An 18,308-nucleotide genomic window follows, 5' to 3' on the forward strand; every position below is an offset into this window, starting at 1 on the left:
CGTGGCGATTCTATGATAAACTAGGCCGGTACCCGCCCGTATGCATAGAGGTTTTTCTGAACACGCCGGCACAGCTTTCATTACCGCTATACCTCCCCGACGATGAAACCTTCGCCAGTTTTTATCCGGGCGAAAACAGGTCGTTGCTGGCGGCGCTGCATAGCATGCTGGCGCAGGAACACGGCAGTTACCTCTACTTCTGGTCACGCAAGGGCGGCGGGCGCAGCCATTTAATGCACGCCGCCTGCGCCGAGCTTTCCCATCGCGGGGAGGCGGTGGGGTATGTGCCGCTGGATAAGCGCACCTGGTTCGTGCCGGAGGTGATGGACGGCATGGAGCAACTGGCGCTGGTGACCATCGACAACATCGAGTGCATCGTCGGTGACGAACCCTGGGAAATGGCCATCTTTAACCTGTACAACCGTATCCAGGAGACGGGCCGTACCCGGCTTATCATCAGCGGCAACTGCCCGCCGCGCCAGCTGAACCTGAATTTGCCCGATCTGGCCTCGCGCCTGGACTGGGGGCAGATTTACCGCCTGCAGGCCCTCTCCGACGAGGAAAAAGGGGCCGCATTGCAGCTGCGTGCCCGGTTGCGGGGTTTTGAACTGCCGGAAGACGTCAGCCGCTTTTTGCTTAAACGGCTGGAACGGGATATGCGCACCCTGTCGTTAACGCTCGACCAGCTTGACCACGCCTCCATCCGCGCGCAGCGCAAACTGACCATCCCGTTTGTAAAAGATATCCTCAACCTGTAATTCAGGTTTTTTGGTACGGCTTAAAGCGTTTTTGCAGCTGGCGCAACTGGTCGATACGCGCATCGTAACGGGCCTGCTGCAGGCTGCCCAGCTTAACCAGTGAACTGGCGTTGCTTAACGCCCGCACCGCCTGGTCCAGCTCGCCGTTAAGCGCCAGGCTTTCGGCGCGCGCCGCCAGCTCCTGATCGCGCAGTCCCTGGCCGGCGCTGGCCTGCGCCAGCAGATCCCAGCCGTTGGTATCGTCGGGGTGATTGAAGGTGTAGCGATTGAGCAGGCGGCCGGCGTCGGCAAAACGTTTGCCTTCCACATAGGCGTTCGCCAGGTTGAGCAGCAGCACCGGATTGGCGTTATTATCCTGTGGCCCGACCAACGCCTCCAGGCGGGTAATGGCCCGGGGCGCCTGCTGCTGCGCCAGATCGATATCGGTCATCAAATCCACGAACCATACGTTGGCCGGCTGTTTGCCAAGCAGGGGTTGCAGGGTCCGGCGGGCGTCGTCGTATTTTTTAGCCTGGTAGAACAGGATCGCCTGGCCGTACTGGGCGGCAATCTGCTGGCGCGCGTTGCCTTTTTTCCAACCGGCGATCAGGTCGTCGTCCAGCACGATGGCGCCCGAACCGTACATCCCGAGAATACGCGCCTTGGCCAGGTAAAAATCTTGCGATGAGTCCAGCACCAGATGTTTCATTTGATTCGCCCGGTTGCGGGCGTCCGACAAACGGCTCATCGGCAGGGGATGGGTGAGCAGCATTTCCGGCGGCGTGGTGGTGTAGCGCACCCGATCGGACAGCCGCTGCAGGAAGTCAGGCATGGCCTGGGGATCAAAACCGGAACGTTGCAATACCTGCAGGCCGATGCGATCCGCTTCCTGCTCGTTGGCCTGGGTGAAGCTTATCATGCCTTGCTGGCTGCCGGCGATGGTGCCGCTCAGGCCCGCCATGCCCATTTGCGGATTAGCCATGGTCAATAATATCGATCCCAGCACGCCGGCCCAGGTCAGCGGGGCGTTGCGCTTTTGATCTTCCATTGCCCGCGCCAGGTGGCGCTGGGTGACGTGGGAGAGTTCATGAGCCAGCACCGAGGCCAGTTCGCTCTCGTTCTCGGTGTAATGGAACAGGGCGGAATGCAGCACTACGTTGCCGCCAAAAAAGGCGAAGGCGTTCAGCTCGTCGCTGTGGATCAGGAAAAAATGAAACGGGGTGCGCACCGAGTTGGCGTGCGCCACCAGGATGCCGCCCAAATGATTAATGTAGGTATTGAGCAGGGGATCGTTGATCAGGGGCGCGCCGCCCCGCATCTGGCGGACATAAAAATCCCCCATCTGCATTTCCTGGTCGATGCTGAGCGTGCTGCCGGCGGTGGTGCCCATATCCGGCAGCTGATCCTGCAGATCGTCGGCAAGCACCGGCTGCCCCGCGCCCGCGATCAGGGCGGCCAGCATGCCGGCGACAAGACTTTTTTTCATCCATGCGGACATAAACCATCCAACCTTTACCCGGGAGATATTCCTTGGACAGCCAAGGCCGCCAAGCGTTCTCACCCTGTGGCGCCCGCCCGGTGGCCGGGCAGTCGACCCGATCATGCTCCCTGGAGGTAAGCCAGCACGATATCGTGGTGATTGCTGGTCTTGAAGTCGTCGAACACCTTCTCGATCTTGCCGTCCAGGCCCACCAGGAAACTGATGCGATGGATACCGTCGTAGGTTTTGCCCATGAAGGATTTTTCGCCCCATACGCCAAACTCCTCGGCCACCTGGTGATCGGCATCGGATAACAGCGTGAAATTCAGCAGTTCCTTTTCCGCGAAGCGCGACAGCTTTTCCGGCTGGTCGGTACTGATACCCAGCACTTCCACCCCCGCCTTTTTCAGCTCGTCCATATTGTCGCGCAGCCCGCATGCCTGCACGGTGCAGCCGGGCGTCATGGCTTTGGGATAAAAGTAGACCAATACTTTTTGTCCCTGGAAGTCGGTCAGACTGACCTGTTCACCGTCCTGATCGGGCAAGCTAAATTTCGGTGCGGTATCACCGGCTTTCAGTGGCATCATTAAATTACTCCATCTTTCTCTTGATTCTGTGGATGATTCACAATGCTAATACTGCCTTGCGCTTTCAGTTCTGTACAGAGTTGATGAAACGTATCTTCGATCTGCTCCACCGGCCAACCGGCGGGACCGTGCGCGGTAATCTGGATATTCAGGCGCGGTGGATTATCGCCCAGCGCCGGCTGGGTCTTGGAGGCCAGCTCGGCGATGTTCATTTCCTGGCTGTCGAACAGGTCGGTAAAACGCTCGATTAAGTGCGGCGAGTCCTGCACATCGACTTTAACCCACAGGGTGTTCGGCGTCGCCTGCTGTTCATTGGCGTTGGTGCGTTTCATGACAATCAGCAAATCCAGTTCGGCGCCTTTCAGCGGCAGGGTGGATTCGATCAGGGTAATGGCGTTCCAACTGCCCGACAACAGCATTATCAGCGTAAACTCTTCACCCAGCATGGCAAGACGGCTATCTTCAATATTACATCCGCAGCTGCTGACGTGGCGGGTGATGGTATTGACGATACCGGGACGGTCGGTACCCAGCGCAGTGATGACCAGATAGTGTTGTTGTGACTGTGGCAAAATGGTGCTTCCTGTCATGGCTGATGTGATTTACATGGTAACCCTAAAAAAAACCTGCTGCCAAGGGCTTACATGGCCGATGTTTGCTTGCTTTTGGATAGGTGACAAAAGTACCATGAATAACCTGTTTGTGGAGGGGATGGTCAATGTTCACGGGAAGCTTTACTGGAAGCATAGTTGCGCTGGTTACACCAATGGATGACAAGGGTGCCGTCGATTGGGTAAGTCTGAAAAAATTAATCGATTATCATGTGGCCAGCGGGACTACGGCTATCGTGTCCGTCGGGACGACCGGAGAGTCGGCCACGCTCAGCCATGACGAACATGGCGAAGTGGTCATGCGCACCCTGGAGCTAAGCGACGGGCGGATCCCGGTTATCGCCGGCACCGGCGCCAATTCAACCGCCGAGGCGGTCAGCCTGACGCAGCGGTTTAACAACAGCGGCGTGGCGGGATGCCTGACGGTGACGCCTTATTACAATAAACCGACCCAGGAAGGCCTGTTTCAGCACTTCAAGGCGATTGCCGAACACACCGATCTGCCGCAAATCCTGTATAATGTGCCGGCGCGCACCGGCTGCGATATGCTGCCGCCGACCATTGCGCGCCTGTCAAAAATCAAAAATATCGTGGCTGTTAAGGAAGCGACGGGGAACTTAAACCGCGTCAGCCAGATCCAAGAGCTGGTTGATGATGACTTTATCCTGCTGAGCGGCGACGATTCGACGGGTCTGGACTTCATGCAACTGGGCGGTAAAGGCGTGATTTCCGTCACGGCCAACATCGCCGCGAGGGAAATGGCGGAGCTTTGCGCACTGGCGCTACAGGGCAACTTTGCCGAAGCGCGTCGCCTGAACCAGCGCCTGATGCCGCTGCATCAGAAATTATTTATCGAATCCAACCCAATTCCCGTTAAATGGGCCTGTAAAGCATTGGGATTAATGGCAACCGATACGTTACGTTTGCCGATGACGCCGCTGACCGAGAATGATAGCCGTGTTGTTGAGCAAGCTTTAACGGATGCCGGTTTGCTATAACTCTGTTAGGGAGAATTGATGGCTTATTTATTGCAAAAGTCGATGGTGGCAAAAGTGGTGGGCGTGTCGGTGTTCATGCTGCTTGCGGCCTGTTCCAGCGATCAACGCTACAAACGTCAGGTAAACGGTAATGAAGAGTACCTGAAAGCGCCGGGGCTTAGTTCCCTCAACAGTCCATCAGGGATGATCCTGCCGGTGCAGACCGGGGATTACGAGATTCCCGTCGCGACCTCAAAGGGAAGCGTGGGCAAGGGACTGGATATTCGTCCCCCGGCGCAGCCTTTGGCTTTGCTTGACGGTTCCCGTTCGCAATATGCGGGCGATACCGCGGTCATCCAGCTTGAAAACAGCGCGCAGAACCGTGATCTCTGGTCCAAGGTGGTCGCGGTCGTGCAAAGCAAGGGTTACACCATCGCCTCCCGCCAGGACGGGGGCCAGACGCTGAACACCGATTGGGTGCAGTGGACCCGGGCCGACGAGGACCTGCAATATCGCGGTCGCTATCAGGTCAGCCTGCGCACCGAGGGTTACCAAACCTCGCTGATGGTAAAATCCCTGGGCCTGGAGCAGCAGGGTAATGCGGTTACCGCGCCGGCTATCGTACAGCGTTATACCGTATCGATGCTGAACAGCGTGGCGCAGGGGATTGAACAGCTTAACAGCGACCAGGCAAGTAAAACCGCCGCGGGCCAGACGGCGGACCTGAGCGTTATCAGCGGCGCCGACGAGTCCGGGCTGCCGCTGCTGGTGGTACGTTCCCCGTATGCCGTGGTATGGCAACACCTGCCGGCGGCGCTTGAGAAAATCAGGATGAAGGTCAAGGATACCAGCCGTCCGCTGGGCACCCTTTCCGTCACCTACGATGCGCCGGGCAGCGGCACCTGGGACGACCTTGGCGTCAAGGATCCCGATCTGATCAACGGCGACTACAAGCTGCAGGTTGGCGATCTCGGCAACCGCAGTACCCTGCAGTTTACCGATCCGAAGGGCCATACCCTCACCCAGGCGCAAAACGACGCGCTGGTGGCGGTATTCCAGGCGGCGTTCAGCCAGACGTCGAGCAAGTAATGAAACCAAAAAAGGGGCTTTGGCCCCTTTTTATTTTTAGTTAAGCGTTATCTGCCACTGGAGTAAAAAAGATGCAAAAGCTAGCTGAGTTGTATCGCGGAAAGGCGAAAACGGTCTACACCACCGAAGACCCGGATTTGCTGATCCTGGAGTTCCGCAACGATACGTCAGCATTGGACGGCCAGCGAATCGAGCAGTTCGAGCGCAAGGGCATGGTCAACAATAAATTCAATTATTTTATCATGACCAAACTCGCCGAAGCCGGCATCCCGACGCAAATCGTCCGCCTGCTTTCCGATACCGAGATACTGGTCAAAAAACTCGCCATGGTGCCGGTAGAGTGCGTCGTGCGCAACCGCGCCGCAGGCTCCCTGGTAAAACGCCTGGGCGTAGAGGAAGGACTGGTCCTGAACCCGCCGTTGTTTGATATGTTCTTAAAGAACGACGCCAGACACGACCCGATGATCAACGAATCTTACTGCGCCACCTTCGGCTGGGCCAGCCAACCGCATCTGGCGCGCATGAAAGAGCTGACCTACCTGGCCAATGACGTGCTGGGCAAGATTTTCGACGACGCCGGCCTGATCCTGGTGGATTTCAAACTCGAGTTCGGCCTGTTCAACGGCGAAGTGGTGCTGGGCGACGAGTTCTCGCCGGACGGCAGCCGTCTGTGGGATAAAGCCACGCTCAATAAAATGGATAAAGACCGTTTCCGCCAGAGCCTGGGCGGGGTTATCGAAGCCTACGAGGAAGTTGCCCACCGTATCGGCGTAAAACTGGACTAACCACGCAATCGTTTACCTGGCGCCGCCGCGTTCGCCGGGTCGACGGCGCGGCATGCAAAAAATGCCGCGCCGCGCACGTCATACCAGGCCGGTTTACCGCTAGACCACGTCGGGTTACGCCGTTGGCAGCGGCTTTTTGTGCTATCCTCCACGATATAACCGAACAGCGGTGGGTAAGCATATGCGTTGGCAAGGACGTCGCGAAAGCGATAATGTTGAAGACAGGCGTAATTCCGCTTCCGGCGGCGGTATGCGCATCCCCTTGCGCGGCAAGACCGGGGTAGTGATATTTATTGTGGTGATCGTGGCCGGCTATTACGGCATTGATTTGACGCCGCTTTTCAACGGTGGGCAGTCGGTGCAGCAGTCGTCGCCACAGCGCGTTAGCCCCAATGGCGACGAGGCCGCCAAATTCACCTCGGTTATCCTGGCGACCACCGAGGACACCTGGAAAGAGATTTTCCAGCGCACCGGCAACACCTACGCCCCGCCGAAGCTGGTCATGTATCGCGGCGCCATGCAAACGGGCTGCGGCACCGGGCAGTCGGTGATGGGGCCTTTTTATTGTCCCGCCGATCGCTCGGTCTATATCGATCTGTCGTTTTATGATGAATTGAAAAATAAACTCGGGGCCGGCGGCGATTTTGCGCAGGGATACGTTATTGCCCATGAGGTAGGGCATCACGTCCAGAATCTCCTGGGCACCGAGCGCAAGGTCAGGCAAATGCAGCAGGGCGCGACGCAACAACAGGTCAACCAGCTTTCGGTTAAAATGGAGCTGCAGGCGGATTGTTATGCCGGCGTCTGGGGCAATGCCATGCAAAAACAGCAGATTCTCGAACCGGGCGATCTGCAGGAGGCGCTGGACGCGGCCACGGCGATTGGCGACGATCGTTTGCAGCAGCGCGGCCAGGGCAGGGTGGTGCCGGACAGTTTTACCCATGGCACCTCGCAGCAGCGCTATACCTGGTTTAAACGCGGTTTTGACACCGGCGATATGAATCAATGCGATACCTTTGCCGGTCGCTAATGGACTCAGCAGGAACTTAACGATGACATTTCTGGATCCTACGCTGCTGATATTGCTGGCGCTGGCGGCGCTCGGCATTATCAGCCATAACAACACCGTTACGGTGGCGATCCTGGTTTTACTGATTATCCGCATTACTCCCCTCAGCCATTTTTTCCCCTGGGTGGAAAAGCAGGGGCTGACCCTCGGCATCATTATCCTCACCATCGGCGTCATGGCGCCGATTGCCAGCGGCACCATTTCCGCCGGCAGCGTGATGCACTCCTTCCTGCACTGGAAATCCCTGCTGGCTATCCTGATAGGCGTCGCGGTTTCCTGGCTGGGCGGGCGAGGCGTGTCGCTGATGTCCCACCAGCCGTCGGTGGTGGCCGGACTGCTGGTGGGCACGGTGATGGGCGTGGCGTTATTTCGCGGCGTGCCGGTCGGACCGCTGATCGCCGCCGGCATCTTGTCGCTGCTGGTCGGCAAAACCTGATATGACCGGGGCATTGCCTGCGGCGCTTGACCTGCTGGACGGGGCCACGGCCGGCATGCGGCGGGCCGGCGTGCGGCGTTTGCTGGTATTGAGCGGCGACGCCGGCTGGAGCCTCGCGCAGGCGCGGACGCTGCGCGGCCGGCTGCCCGGGGACTGGCTCTGGGTCGGGGCGCCGCAGGAGGGATGGCCGCGGGGCTGCACTCCCGCCGCGCTCAGGACGCTGTTGGGGCGGGAATTCAGGCACGCGGTGTTCGACGGGCGGCAGGGTCTGGCGGTGGACGCGCTGGCGGCCCTGGCCGGCACCCTGATGGCCGGCAGCTGGCTGGTGCTGTTGGTGCCCCCATGGTCGTCCTGGCCGGCGCGGCCCGACGCCGATTCCCTGCGCTGGAGCGAGCGTCCCGCGCCTATCCCCACGCCCCATTTCATTACGTATTTCCGGCAAACCCTGCTGGCGGACCCCGACGTGATGGTGTTGCGCCAGCTTGGGGACGATAGGGTTACGCCGGCGGCGGCGCTACCCGACTGGCGGCCGCCGCCGGCGGGCCCCACCGGTGAACAGCGGGTGTTGCTGTCCCGGCTGCTGGCGGCCGACACCGGCATCTTTGTCCTGACCGCGCCGCGCGGGCGCGGCAAATCGACCCTGGCCGGCATGCTCGCGGCCCGGGCGGAAGGCGGCTGCTGGGCGACGGCCCCGGCCAAAGCCACGGCGGCGGTGCTGGAACATTATGCCGATGGCCGCGCGCGCTTTTTTGCCCCCGACGCCTTACTGGATTATTGCCGCCATCATCCGGCGGCCGGCTGGCTGCTGGTGGATGAAGCCGCCGCCATTCCAATGCCCCTGCTGCGCTCGCTGCTGGGCTATTTTCCCCGGGTCCTGCTGACCACCACCGTGCAGGGCTACGAAGGCACCGGCCGCGGTTTCCTGCTTAAGTTCTGCGCGTCGCTGGCGCACTGGCGGCATCTTACCCTGGAACATCCCTTGCGCTGGGCAAAAAATGACCCGCTGGAGCGTTGGCTGGGCGCGGCGCTGTTGTTCGGGGAGCCGGCGGAAGCGCAGGCGGCGGCGCGCAACGAAACGCCGGTGCTGCTCCCGCTTACGCAGGCGCACTGGCAATCACATCCCGTTGATTTACAACAGTTTTACCTGCTGCTGGCCGCCGCTCATTACCGTACCACGCCGCTGGATTTACGCCGGTTAATGGATGCCCCCGGCCAGCATTTTATTGCCGCCCGGTCGGGCGACCGTTTACTGGGCGCGCTCTGGGCGGTGGATGAAGGCGGCCTGCCGGCGCAACTGGCCCATGAGGTCTGGGCGGGGCGGCGACGCCCGGCGGGCAATCTGGTCGCCCAGTCCCTGGCGGCCCACGGCGGACTGTGGATGGCGCCCCGTTTGCGCTCGCGCCGCGTCAGCCGCGTCGCGGTGGTCGCCGGCGGCCGCCGCCGGGGGTGGGGCCGGGAATTGGTGGCGCAGGCGGTGGCGCGGGCGGCGGGGCTGGATTTTGTGTCGGTCAGCTTTGGGCTGACCGATGAGCTGTGGGCGTTCTGGCGGGCGGCGGGGTTTCAACTGGTGCATATCGGCACGCATCTGGAAGCCAGCAGCGGGTGCTACAGCGCCATGGCGCTGTATCCGCTAAGTCCCGCCGGGCATCGGCTGGCGGCGCGGGGAAGGGCGCTCTTTGCCCGCGATAAAGCGGCCCATGCCGACGTTGCCGGTATTAACATTGCCGATGACCGACTGGATGATAACGACTGGCGCAACCTGGCCGGGTTCGCTTTTGCCAAGCGTCCGCCGGAGGCCTGTCTTACGTCGCTCAACCGGCTGCTGCGCCGGTCGGGCCTGCCGCTGACGGCGCTGCGGCTATGGCTGGAGCAACGGCGCGGCGTGGGCGATATCGTCGGGCAAACGGGAGTAAGCGGTAAAAAGGCGCTGGTTGCGCGCTGGCGGGAGGAAACCGCGCATGCCCTGGGGAACATCAATACGGATATGTGCCGGCGCTGGCGGGACTGGAGCGCGCCCGGCGGCTATGATAATCCGATAAGCGGTGACGCCGGCCCTATGCCAGGCGATAAGGATAAGCGGTGACGCCGGCCATGCGCCAGGCGGCGAGGGTAAGGGATGCTATGCCGGCGCCTTCCACGCCTCGGTCACGGGTAGGGCAAAGATAAGGCCCGGCGCGTTGCCGCGCGGCGGGTCCCGCCGTTATCGCCGGTCGTTACGGCTTCTTTTTCGGCCAGTCGTCGTCGTCGTCCCATTTGGCGTTGTTGTCGCGATGCGGCGGCAGCTCGGGTTTGTCTTTCAGATAGCGTTTAACATCCACGCGGCGCAGTTCTTTAACGCCGCTTATCAGCATGCCCGCCAAAACAATTAAAATGATCCACCAGTAATCAGCCAGCCAATGCATATCCTTACTCCTTATCCACATTTCCAATATAACGGCGAAAAATGGCGGGTAATCGAGGAGTTAACCAGGATGCCCCCGCCACGTCGCGATCTTTCCATGATGCCAGCAGCAGGTCCGGCGTCAGCAGGCGCTCGGCGACCTGCGCCAACGGACGGTAGCTCAGGTGCCATGGCTCCGCGGCGACCCCGCCGCGATCGTGGGCGTAAGGGCGGTAAAAACCGTATTCCGCCATCCGCACCCCCAGCCAGTCGGCCAGGGGAGCAAGATAACCGCCCGGCAGATATTCCCAGGGCTCGAGTTGCAGCGACGTCCCGGCGGGTAACAAATCCGGATCGTACACATCCAGGTCGCTGCCCCAATGATGGCGGCTCGCCCCCGGCAACGCCGACCAGCGCAAAATAGCGTGGCAACGCTCGCCCACCGCCAGGCTTTGGCTGTCCAGCGGCCGGCTATGGTTATCTAATAATGGCCGCTCGCCGCGGAACTTGCCATTCCAGATAGCCAACTGCCGGTCAAAATCACGAAAACTGCTGGCCGGCAGCAGGTTAAAACCCGACTGCCGCGCGGCCCGCTGCAGTTGCTGGAAGGCGTTTATCGCCTCGGGCTGCAGGCGGTGGGCGCCGCAGAGCGGCGCCAGGTGCCGGTCGGTTTGGCCGGTCAGCATCGCCGGCGTCATCATAGGACCAGTTGCTCCATGATGCGCTGATACATCCGGCTTAGCAATTGCAGGTCGGCGGCGCTGACGCATTCATTGACTTTATGGATGGTGGCGTTCACCGGCCCAAGCTCCACCACCTGCGCGCCCATGCGGGCAATGAAACGCCCGTCCGAGGTGCCGCCGGTGGTTTCCAGCCGCGGCGTCAGATCCTGGTAATGCCTGACCGCGTTGGTGACCGCGTCGACCAGTTCCCCGGGCGGGGTGATAAACGGCCGCCCCGATAGCCACCAGTCGATATGATAACGCAGGCCGTGGCGCGCCATCATGGCCTCCACCCGGGATCTGATCCCGGCCTCGGTCAGTTCGGTGCTGAAGCGAAAGTTGAACTGCACCACCAATTCGCCCGGGATCACGTTGTTACTGCCGGTGCCGGCGTGGATATTGGCGATTTGCATGGTGGTGGGCGGGAAAAAAGCATTACCTTCGTCCCAGGTGGTCGCCACCAGTTCGTTCAGCGCCGCCATGGCGCGATGCACCGGATTATCCGCCAGATGGGGATAGGCCACATGGCCCTGGGTACCGTGCACGGTAAGCGTCGCGGTGAGCGATCCGCGCCGGCCGTTTTTGACGATATCGCCGACGCGCAGGTGGCTCGACGGTTCCCCGACTAGGCAATAATCCAGCCGTTCATTGCGCGCCATCAACGTCTCCACCACCTTTATCGTGCCATCGGCGCCGGTGGCTTCCTCATCCGAGGTGATAAGGAAGGCCAGCCGCCCCTGATGGTGGGGGTGCTGGGCGACAAAACGCTCGGCGGCCACGATCATGGCGGCCAGCGAGCCTTTCATATCGGCGGCGCCGCGACCGTACAGCATGCCGTCGCGCAGGGCCGGCTCGAACGGCGGATTGCTCCAGCTGCCGGCATTGCCCTCCGGCACCACGTCGGTATGCCCGGCAAAGGCCAGGGTCTTGCCCTCGCCGCGCCAGGCCCAGAAATTCAGGGTGGCGCCAAAGTTCATCGGCTCGATGGTAAAACCGATGGCCCGCAGCCGGGCAATCATCAGCGCCTGGCAGCCTGAGTCGTCGGGACTCAGGGACGGGCGTTTAATTAACTGCTGCGTCAGCTCCAGTACCGGACAAGACATGTCAGGACTCCTCGTGGATAAAGTGTTGGTAGCCTGCGGCGTCGAAACCCACCAAAAGCCGGCCGTCCGCGGCCTGCAATACCGGTCGTTTGATGATAGCCGGCTGGTTTACCATCAGCGCCAGCGCGCCCTCGGCCCCGTCCGCCGCCCGGCGTTCCCCGTCGCTGAGTTTGCGCCAGGTGGTGCCGCGGGTGTTAAGCAGCGTTTGCCAGCCCACCCCGTCGGTGAAACGCCTGAGCAATGCGTCGTCAACGCCGTCGGCGCGGTAGTCATGGAACCGGTAATTAACCTGCCGCTCGTCGAGCCAGCGGCGGGCCTTTTTTATCGTATCGCAGTTTTTGATACCATAGAGCGTAAATCCAACCTCTGGGTCATGCATGGCGAAGCGTTACCTGTAAAAATGCGTCGTTAGGTCAATAATGCGGGAAAACGGCCGGTGGATCCAGACGATGGCACAATCATTGATATTCGCCGTCATTGGATGGCGCGCCTGTACCGTCCCGCCGTCATGGCGCCATGCCTTAGCATATGACGCCGGTAATTAATCCCGGGCACGGGTAAATTACCCGGCTTGCAATAAATCGTTTTGCCCAGGGTTAACGTTTTCCTATCGGCGCCTGCGGCCCTTTTTATTAAAGCAGGAACGATGCAATAGTGGCATTAAATAGTCCATGCGGGTTTTCATAAACAGCAATATCCGTTATTTATGCAATATATTGTCTGCGCTTAAGGTAAATATCGGTTTTTTTTCATGTTACGGATTCAGCGCGGGTAAACTATAAAAAATCCTTATGACCCGCGGCTGGTGCAAATGCACAGTATTGTTTGTCCATATGCGCTAACTTCAAGGTGATATATTAAAAAAAATAATAAAATCAATAGTGATTTTAACTATGCAGCATATTGCGAACATTGAAGCATTTTTTTTACATTTTGTTCTAAACATTAACCATCAAGAGAAATGTGGTCATGATTAGCATGAAATAATGCATCAAATTAGGGCAATAACGCCGATGTGTTAATATAATATGTGATCTCCCCGGGCAATTAACTTTAATTCATCGTTCGGCCTCTTTTATTCGGGAAAAAGACTTTGTATAATCGCCGCACAAGAAAAGAGAGGCAGGGTATGATAGATACAGAGTTGGTAAACTGGAAAGATTTCATCGAAGCAATGCTGCGTAAGTAGTGACGGTCTTAAACAAGGCATCAATATTTTTAGCCATTGACTATCTTGGGATCCACCCCATCGAATAAACGGCCACCCCTCATCAAGGTGGCCTTTGTCATTTTAGCGTTAGGGTTTTGCATGGCCGTCGCCGGACGGCGCATCAATGCCGTCCGGCAACAGCTGGATATTCGCGTCCGGATGATCTTTGGACGGGAAGCGGCGGCGGATCAGCACAAAAAACAGCGGAATAAAAAAGACAGCCAGTAACGTGGCCGATATCATGCCGCCGATAACGCCGGTGCCGACCGCATGCTGGCTGGCCGAACCCGCCCCCCGGCTGATGGCCATCGGCAGCACGCCGAAGATAAACGCCAGCGAGGTCATCAGGATCGGCCTTAAACGCATGCGCGAGGCGTGCAGCGTGGCCTCTATCACCCCCTGGCCACGCTGGTTCAGCTCATTGGCAAACTCGACGATCAGGATGGCGTTTTTCGCCGACAGGCCGATAACCGTCAGCAGGCCGACCTGGAAATAGACGTCGTTTTCCAGCCCGCGCGCCCAGGTGCCCAGCAGGGCGCCGACCACCCCCAGCGGCACCACCAGCATAACGGAAAAGGGAATCGACCAGCTTTCATAGAGCGCCGCCAGGCTTAAAAACACCACCAGCAGCGAGACGGCATACAGCGCCGGCGCCTGGGAACCCGATAACCGTTCCTGGTACGACATGGCGGTCCATTCCAGTCCCATGCCGTTAGGCAGTCCCGCCACCAGCTTCTCCATCAGGTCCATTGCCGTGCCGTTGCTTACCCCGGCCGCCGCTTCACCGACAATTTCCACCGACGGGACGCCGTTATAGCGCTCCAGCCGCGGGGAGCCGTATTCCCAATGCGAAGTGGCAAACGCGGAGAAGGGCACCATGCCGCCGCCGCTGTTACGCACATACCAGCGGTAGACGTCGTCGGGCAGCATGCGGTATTTGGCCGCCGCCTGAACATAGACCCGCTTGACGCGGCCGCGGTCGATAAAGTCGTTGACATAGTTGGAACCCCAGGCGGTTTGCAGCGTATCGTTGATATCGTCGACGGATACGCCCAGCGCCTGCGCCTTGCGCTGATCGATATCGATCTGCAGCTGCGGGCTGTCGTCCAGGCCGTTGTGCCGCACGCGCGCGAGCATCGGCGAGTCGGCCGCCTGCGACAGCAGCTGGTCGCGCGCTTTCATCAGCACGGCGTGGCCCTGGCCCGCCTTATCCTCCAGCATCATATCGAAACCGGCGGCGTTGCCCAGTCCGGAAATGGCCGGCGGGTTGTTGGCCAGCACCCGCGCCTCGGTGATCCGGCCGAACTCCCTGGTGGCGCGCGCGATAATGGCCGATGCGCTACGATCGGCGCTGGCGCGGTCATCCCAATTCTTCAGCCGGATAAACATCCTGGCGACGTTTTGTCCGTTGCCGCCGGGGCCGGCGCCGATGGTGGAAAAGACCGACAGCACGTTATCCTGTTCGTGGGTCAGGAAGTACTGTTCCACCTTGGCGACCACCTTCAGCGTCTGTTCTTGGGTTGCGTTGGTGGGAAGCGTCACCTGGCCCATAAACACCCCGCGATCCTCCTCGGGTAAAAACGAGGTGGGCAGGTGCAAAAATAACAACGCCATGCCGGCCAGCAGGAGTCCGTACAACAGCAGCCAGCGGGTGGTGCGCGCTAATATGCGGGTGACTCCGCGCTCGTAACGCGCCGCGTTTTTGTCAAAGCAGCGGTTAAACCAGCCGAAAAAGCCGCGCCGCGCATGCTGGTGATTGGCGGGCAATGGTTTAAGCAGGGTGGCGCACAGCGCCGGGGTCAAAATCATGGCCACCAGCACCGAGAGCACCATCGCGGCGACGATGGTCACCGAAAACTGACGGTAGATGGCGCCGGTGGTGCCGCCAAAAAACGCCATCGGCACAAACACCGCCGACAGCACCAGCGCGATGCCCACCAGCGCGCCCTGGATCTGGCCCATGGACTTACGCGTGGCGTCGCGCGGCGACAGGCCTTCGGTACTCATGACGCGCTCGACGTTTTCCACCACCACGATGGCGTCGTCCACCAGCAGGCCGATCGCCAGCACCATGGCGAACATGGTCAGGGTGTTGATACTGAAACCGCTGGCGGACAGCACCGCAAAGGTGCCGAGCAGCACCACCGGCACGGCGATGGTCGGGATCAGGGTGGCGCGGAAATTCTGCAGGAACAGATACATTACCAGGAACACCAGTACGATGGCTTCCAGCAGGGTTTTCACCACATCCTCGATGGAGGCGGTGACAAACGGCGCGGTTTCATAGGCTATTTCGGCTTTCAGCCCGTGGGGGAAAAAGGGCGCCAGCTCCGCCAGCTTTTGCTTTACCAGCCGGTTGGTATCCAGCTCATTGGCCCCCGAGGCCAGCTTGATGCCGATGCCCGCCGCGGCCATACCGTTATAGCGGGTCAGGTAATCGTAGCTTTCCGAACCCAGCTCGACGGTCGCCAGCTGGCCGAGCGTCACCGCCGAGCCGTCGGTGTTAACCTTCAGCGTAATGGCGCGAAACTGCTCCGGCGTCTGGAGCTGCGACTGGGCGTTAATGGTGGCGTTAAGCGCCTGCCCGCTCACCGCCGGCGTGCCGCCGAGCTGGCCGACCGCCACCTGGCTGTTTTGCGCCTCGATGGCCGTGACCACGTCGGCGGTGGTTAACTGATAATTGACCAGGGCATCCGGATTAAGCCAGATGCGCATCGAATATTGCGAACCGTAGGCGTCGATGCTGCCGACCCCGCTGACCCGGCTGAGCGGCTCCTGCAGGTTGCTGACCATATAATCCGCGATATCGGATTTATCCATCGAACCGTCGGTCGACACAAACGCCACCATCATCAGGTTGCTGTCGCCGGTCTTGGTCACGGTCACGCCCTGGCTCTGCACCGCCTGCGGCAATCTTTTCATCGCCACCTGCAGCTGGTTCTGCACTTCCTGCATCGCTTCGTTGGGATCGGTGCCCGCCTCGAACGTCAGGGTGGTGGTGGCCTGGCCGGTATTGCTGCTTTGCGAGGCCATATACAGCAGGTTATCCAGACCGGTCATGTTCTGTTCGATAATCTGGGTAACGGCGTTTTCCACGGTCTTGGCGGAAGCGCCGGGATATTTGGAGGTAATACGCACCGTGGGCGGCGTTAATTTGGGATACTGCTCGATAGGAAGCGTAAATATTGCCATGGTGCCGGTCAAGGCAACGATAATTGCCAATACCCAGGCGAAAATCGGGCGATCGATAAAAAAGTTAGCCATTCAATAAAACCCCGGGCGAGTGTCCTGTCATGATTCGGCGATATTTACGCTGTTACGCGCCGCCATGGTACTTTACGCGTAGGGACGGAAGAAAACGTGGAGAAAAAAAGGAGATCGTGTAAAGAAGTACTAGCGTAGTTGTATAGCCGCCCCCCTGACCGCCGATCCGGGTTGATTTCGCCCCCGTGCAATACGCCGTTCCCCGCGGCGCTTGCCTAAGCTTAGCCGTTTTTGCCCGGAATCGTTCTCGCCCCGGCGCCGGTTTGCGTTATGATCGCCATCACACTTTGGTCTCCCGGCGGATTATAGAGGGCATTATGTCGTTCATGATTAAAATCATCGAGAATAAGTTGTTATCGGATCATTGGTTTGTCCTGCGTAAATTTTTATTCGATCTGCCCAGGAAAGACGGCACGACGGTACGCCAGATGCGCGAGGTGTACGACCGGGGCAACGGCGCCACCATCCTGCTGTACAACAGCGCCAAAAACACCCTGGTGCTGATACGCCAGTTCCGCATGCCCACCTACCTCAACGGCAACCCCACCGGCATGCTGCTGGAAACCTGCGCCGGCCTGCTGGACGATGACTCACCGGAAGAGTGCATCCGGCGCGAGGCCGTCGAGGAAACCGGCTATGCGGTGGGGGAAGTTCAAAAGCTCTTTTCTGCCTATATGTCGCCCGGCGGCGTCACCGAAATCGTGCATTTTTTTGCCGCCGAGTACAACGACTCGCTGCGCGACAATAACGGCGGCGGTATCGAGGATGAGGATATCGAGGTGCTGGAGCTCCCGTTTGCCGAGGCGCTGGCCATGGTAGGGGACGGCCGTATCCAGGACGGCAAGACCATCATGCTGCTGCAGCATGCGCAAATCCGGGGCTGGCTGAAGGCGTAATCGACCTTTTGGGGCATCGGAAGGGCCAGGCGTAGCTGTAACGACTCACCGCAATAAGGTACTGGATAAATACACAGTTATGCTGTATATTTATTACACTATCGACAGGCCGGTATGTTCCCATGCGGGATCTCCGGTCCGGTAGCGAACCGTAATGGGCACTGTTTGGTATTTCGGTGATGTACCTGTGCTGCCTGTTTGCCGTACTGATAGCCAAGTGGGGGAAGCTATGATGATATCCGCAGCGGGTTTTGACACCCTTCATCAACCGGTCTCGATGAGCAGCCGTGAACTGGCCGGGCTAACCGACATCTCCCACGGTGAAGTCAAGCGCCTGATCAAAAGCCTGGAGACCTCCCGGCGCCTGAGCCAGCCTCTGCGCGCCACGGATTATCAACGACAGGACCAGACCTTCCAGGAATACCGGCTTAACAAGCGCGACTCGCTGACGGCCATCGCGCGGCTGTCGCCGGCCTTCACCCCGGCGGTGCTCGATCGCTGGCATGAGCTGGAAATGCGCCACGACCTGCCGGATTTTACCAATCCGGCGGTGGCGGCGCGCGCCTGGGCGCAGGAATACGAGCGTCGCCAGGCGTTGGAAAACCGCATCGCCCTTATCGCGCCAAAAGCGGATTTTTTCGATCGCTACGTGGTGGTCGACGAAGCCATGGGGTTTCGCCGGGTGTGCAAATTACTGCAAGCGAAAGAAGCGGATTTTCGCCAGTTCCTGCTGGAGCGCCAGATTATGTACCGCCTGTCCGGCGTGCTCACTCCCCATCAGCAGCACCTGGAGGCCGGGCGGTTTGAACTGCACCGGGGCACCAGCGAAAGCCGCCACGCCTTTTCCCAGGCCAGGTTCACGGCTAAGGGCGTAAAATGGGTCGCCGGTTTATGGGCCGCCCATACCGCCCGGGAACATAAGGGCGCCGTGGCCTGACCGCCGGCCTGTCGTCCTCAGGCAT

The 18,308-nt window shown here is 59.7% G+C and carries 18 protein-coding genes; 10 read left to right on the top strand and 8 right to left on the bottom strand.

Annotated elements, in window-relative coordinates:
- Positions 1–44: 44 nt before the first annotated feature.
- On the top strand, positions 45–758 hold the full coding sequence (gene hda, locus GRH90_RS21970; protein WP_162368175.1) for a DnaA inactivator Hda: 714 nt from the start codon (positions 45–47) through the stop codon (positions 756–758).
- Position 759: 1 nt separating this feature from the next.
- On the opposite strand, the gene bepA is transcribed toward hda, so the two are convergent.
- The 3 genes from bepA to GRH90_RS21985 all read right to left on the bottom strand — a co-directional run bounded on the left by bepA (position 760) and on the right by GRH90_RS21985 (position 3,394).
- Complete coding sequence (bepA, locus tag GRH90_RS21975; protein ID WP_162368113.1) at positions 760–2,235, bottom strand: beta-barrel assembly-enhancing protease; 1,476 nt, start codon at positions 2,233–2,235, stop codon at positions 760–762.
- A 101-nt stretch (positions 2,236–2,336) separates the two neighbouring features.
- Positions 2,337–2,804: a thioredoxin-dependent thiol peroxidase gene (bcp, locus tag GRH90_RS21980; protein WP_162368114.1), complete on the bottom strand. Its 468-nt coding sequence runs from the start codon at positions 2,802–2,804 to the stop codon at positions 2,337–2,339.
- Positions 2,804–3,394, bottom strand: coding sequence for a glycine cleavage system transcriptional repressor (locus tag GRH90_RS21985; protein ID WP_162368115.1), 591 nt, complete (start codon positions 3,392–3,394; stop codon positions 2,804–2,806). The genes bcp and GRH90_RS21985 overlap by 1 nt, the downstream gene beginning before the upstream one ends.
- A gap of 128 nt (positions 3,395–3,522) precedes the next feature.
- Between GRH90_RS21985 and dapA the strand changes: the two genes are divergently transcribed.
- The 6 genes from dapA to GRH90_RS22015 all read left to right on the top strand — a co-directional run bounded on the left by dapA (position 3,523) and on the right by GRH90_RS22015 (position 9,854).
- Complete coding sequence (dapA, locus tag GRH90_RS21990; protein WP_162368116.1) at positions 3,523–4,413, top strand: 4-hydroxy-tetrahydrodipicolinate synthase; 891 nt, start codon at positions 3,523–3,525, stop codon at positions 4,411–4,413.
- 18 nt (positions 4,414–4,431) lie between these two features.
- Entirely contained in the window at positions 4,432–5,481 is a 1,050-nt protein-coding gene (gene bamC / locus GRH90_RS21995) for an outer membrane protein assembly factor BamC (RefSeq protein WP_162368117.1), read from the top strand.
- 71 nt (positions 5,482–5,552) lie between these two features.
- Positions 5,553–6,266, top strand: a complete 714-nt coding sequence (gene purC, locus GRH90_RS22000) for a phosphoribosylaminoimidazolesuccinocarboxamide synthase (RefSeq protein WP_162368118.1) — start codon at positions 5,553–5,555, stop codon at positions 6,264–6,266.
- Positions 6,267–6,447: 181 nt separating this feature from the next.
- The gene (ypfJ, locus tag GRH90_RS22005; protein WP_162368119.1) at positions 6,448–7,296 is read left to right on the top strand and encodes a KPN_02809 family neutral zinc metallopeptidase; all 849 of its coding nucleotides are present in this window, start codon (positions 6,448–6,450) and stop codon (positions 7,294–7,296) included.
- Between the two features lie 22 nt (positions 7,297–7,318).
- The gene (locus GRH90_RS22010; protein WP_162368120.1) at positions 7,319–7,771 is read left to right on the top strand and encodes a DUF441 domain-containing protein; all 453 of its coding nucleotides are present in this window, start codon (positions 7,319–7,321) and stop codon (positions 7,769–7,771) included.
- Position 7,772: 1 nt separating this feature from the next.
- Positions 7,773–9,854, top strand: a complete 2,082-nt coding sequence (locus GRH90_RS22015) for a tRNA(Met) cytidine acetyltransferase TmcA (protein WP_246236197.1) — start codon at positions 7,773–7,775, stop codon at positions 9,852–9,854.
- Positions 9,855–9,984: 130 nt separating this feature from the next.
- Here GRH90_RS22015 and GRH90_RS22020 read toward each other — a convergent pair whose 3' ends face one another.
- From GRH90_RS22020 to GRH90_RS22035, 4 genes are read right to left on the bottom strand one after another with little or no spacing between them, the layout of a single operon-like run.
- Positions 9,985–10,173 carry a YpfN family protein gene (locus GRH90_RS22020; protein WP_162368121.1) on the bottom strand — a complete coding sequence of 63 codons (189 nt, stop codon included), beginning with the start codon at positions 10,171–10,173 and terminating at the stop codon, positions 9,985–9,987.
- Between the two features lie 4 nt (positions 10,174–10,177).
- A complete protein-coding gene (locus GRH90_RS22025) occupies positions 10,178–10,852 on the bottom strand; it encodes a M15 family metallopeptidase (RefSeq protein WP_162368122.1) in 675 nt (224 codons plus the stop codon).
- On the bottom strand, positions 10,849–11,976 hold the full coding sequence (gene dapE, locus GRH90_RS22030) for a succinyl-diaminopimelate desuccinylase (protein WP_162368123.1): 1,128 nt from the start codon (positions 11,974–11,976) through the stop codon (positions 10,849–10,851). Before dapE ends, GRH90_RS22025 begins: the two co-directional genes overlap by 4 nt.
- Before the next feature lies 1 nt (position 11,977).
- The gene (locus tag GRH90_RS22035; RefSeq protein ID WP_162368124.1) at positions 11,978–12,355 is read right to left on the bottom strand and encodes an ArsC family reductase; all 378 of its coding nucleotides are present in this window, start codon (positions 12,353–12,355) and stop codon (positions 11,978–11,980) included.
- 750 nt (positions 12,356–13,105) lie between these two features.
- Here GRH90_RS22035 and ypfM point away from each other — a divergent pair.
- On the top strand, positions 13,106–13,165 hold the full coding sequence (ypfM, locus tag GRH90_RS22040) for a protein YpfM (protein WP_162368177.1): 60 nt from the start codon (positions 13,106–13,108) through the stop codon (positions 13,163–13,165).
- A 108-nt stretch (positions 13,166–13,273) separates the two neighbouring features.
- Here ypfM and acrD read toward each other — a convergent pair whose 3' ends face one another.
- A complete protein-coding gene (acrD, locus tag GRH90_RS22045; protein ID WP_162368125.1) occupies positions 13,274–16,450 on the bottom strand; it encodes a multidrug efflux RND transporter permease AcrD in 3,177 nt (1,058 codons plus the stop codon).
- A gap of 317 nt (positions 16,451–16,767) precedes the next feature.
- Between acrD and nudK the strand changes: the two genes are divergently transcribed.
- Both nudK and GRH90_RS22055 read left to right on the top strand, forming a co-directional pair.
- Positions 16,768–17,346: a GDP-mannose pyrophosphatase NudK gene (gene nudK, locus GRH90_RS22050; RefSeq protein WP_162368126.1), complete on the top strand. Its 579-nt coding sequence runs from the start codon at positions 16,768–16,770 to the stop codon at positions 17,344–17,346.
- A gap of 229 nt (positions 17,347–17,575) precedes the next feature.
- A complete protein-coding gene (locus tag GRH90_RS22055) occupies positions 17,576–18,283 on the top strand; it encodes a phage antirepressor KilAC domain-containing protein (protein ID WP_162368127.1) in 708 nt (235 codons plus the stop codon).
- The last annotated feature ends 25 nt before the right edge of the window (positions 18,284–18,308 follow it).

This window comes from Acerihabitans arboris (assembly GCF_010131535.1).
Lineage (GTDB): Bacteria > Pseudomonadota > Gammaproteobacteria > Enterobacterales > Enterobacteriaceae > Acerihabitans > Acerihabitans arboris.

What these genes read in the sequence shown, in the direction of transcription:
- GRH90_RS21985 (WP_162368115.1), bottom strand. Translation starts at nt 3,394, where the DNA reads ATGACAGGAAGCACCATTTTGCCACAGTCACAACAACACTATCTGGTC.
- bepA (WP_162368113.1), bottom strand. Translation starts at nt 2,235, where the DNA reads ATGTCCGCATGGATGAAAAAAAGTCTTGTCGCCGGCATGCTGGCCGCC.
- GRH90_RS22020 (WP_162368121.1), bottom strand. Translation starts at nt 10,173, where the DNA reads ATGCATTGGCTGGCTGATTACTGGTGGATCATTTTAATTGTTTTGGCG.
- GRH90_RS22025 (WP_162368122.1), bottom strand. Translation starts at nt 10,852, where the DNA reads ATGATGACGCCGGCGATGCTGACCGGCCAAACCGACCGGCACCTGGCG.
- nudK (WP_162368126.1), top strand. Translation starts at nt 16,768, where the DNA reads ATGTCGTTCATGATTAAAATCATCGAGAATAAGTTGTTATCGGATCAT.
- GRH90_RS22035 (WP_162368124.1), bottom strand. Translation starts at nt 12,355, where the DNA reads ATGCATGACCCAGAGGTTGGATTTACGCTCTATGGTATCAAAAACTGC.
- GRH90_RS22055 (WP_162368127.1), top strand. Translation starts at nt 17,576, where the DNA reads ATGATGATATCCGCAGCGGGTTTTGACACCCTTCATCAACCGGTCTCG.
- dapA (WP_162368116.1), top strand. Translation starts at nt 3,523, where the DNA reads ATGTTCACGGGAAGCTTTACTGGAAGCATAGTTGCGCTGGTTACACCA.
- bamC (WP_162368117.1), top strand. Translation starts at nt 4,432, where the DNA reads ATGGCTTATTTATTGCAAAAGTCGATGGTGGCAAAAGTGGTGGGCGTG.
- acrD (WP_162368125.1), bottom strand. Translation starts at nt 16,450, where the DNA reads ATGGCTAACTTTTTTATCGATCGCCCGATTTTCGCCTGGGTATTGGCA.
- bcp (WP_162368114.1), bottom strand. Translation starts at nt 2,804, where the DNA reads ATGATGCCACTGAAAGCCGGTGATACCGCACCGAAATTTAGCTTGCCC.
- dapE (WP_162368123.1), bottom strand. Translation starts at nt 11,976, where the DNA reads ATGTCTTGTCCGGTACTGGAGCTGACGCAGCAGTTAATTAAACGCCCG.
- purC (WP_162368118.1), top strand. Translation starts at nt 5,553, where the DNA reads ATGCAAAAGCTAGCTGAGTTGTATCGCGGAAAGGCGAAAACGGTCTAC.
- GRH90_RS22010 (WP_162368120.1), top strand. Translation starts at nt 7,319, where the DNA reads ATGACATTTCTGGATCCTACGCTGCTGATATTGCTGGCGCTGGCGGCG.
- GRH90_RS22015 (WP_246236197.1), top strand. Translation starts at nt 7,773, where the DNA reads ATGACCGGGGCATTGCCTGCGGCGCTTGACCTGCTGGACGGGGCCACG.
- ypfJ (WP_162368119.1), top strand. Translation starts at nt 6,448, where the DNA reads ATGCGTTGGCAAGGACGTCGCGAAAGCGATAATGTTGAAGACAGGCGT.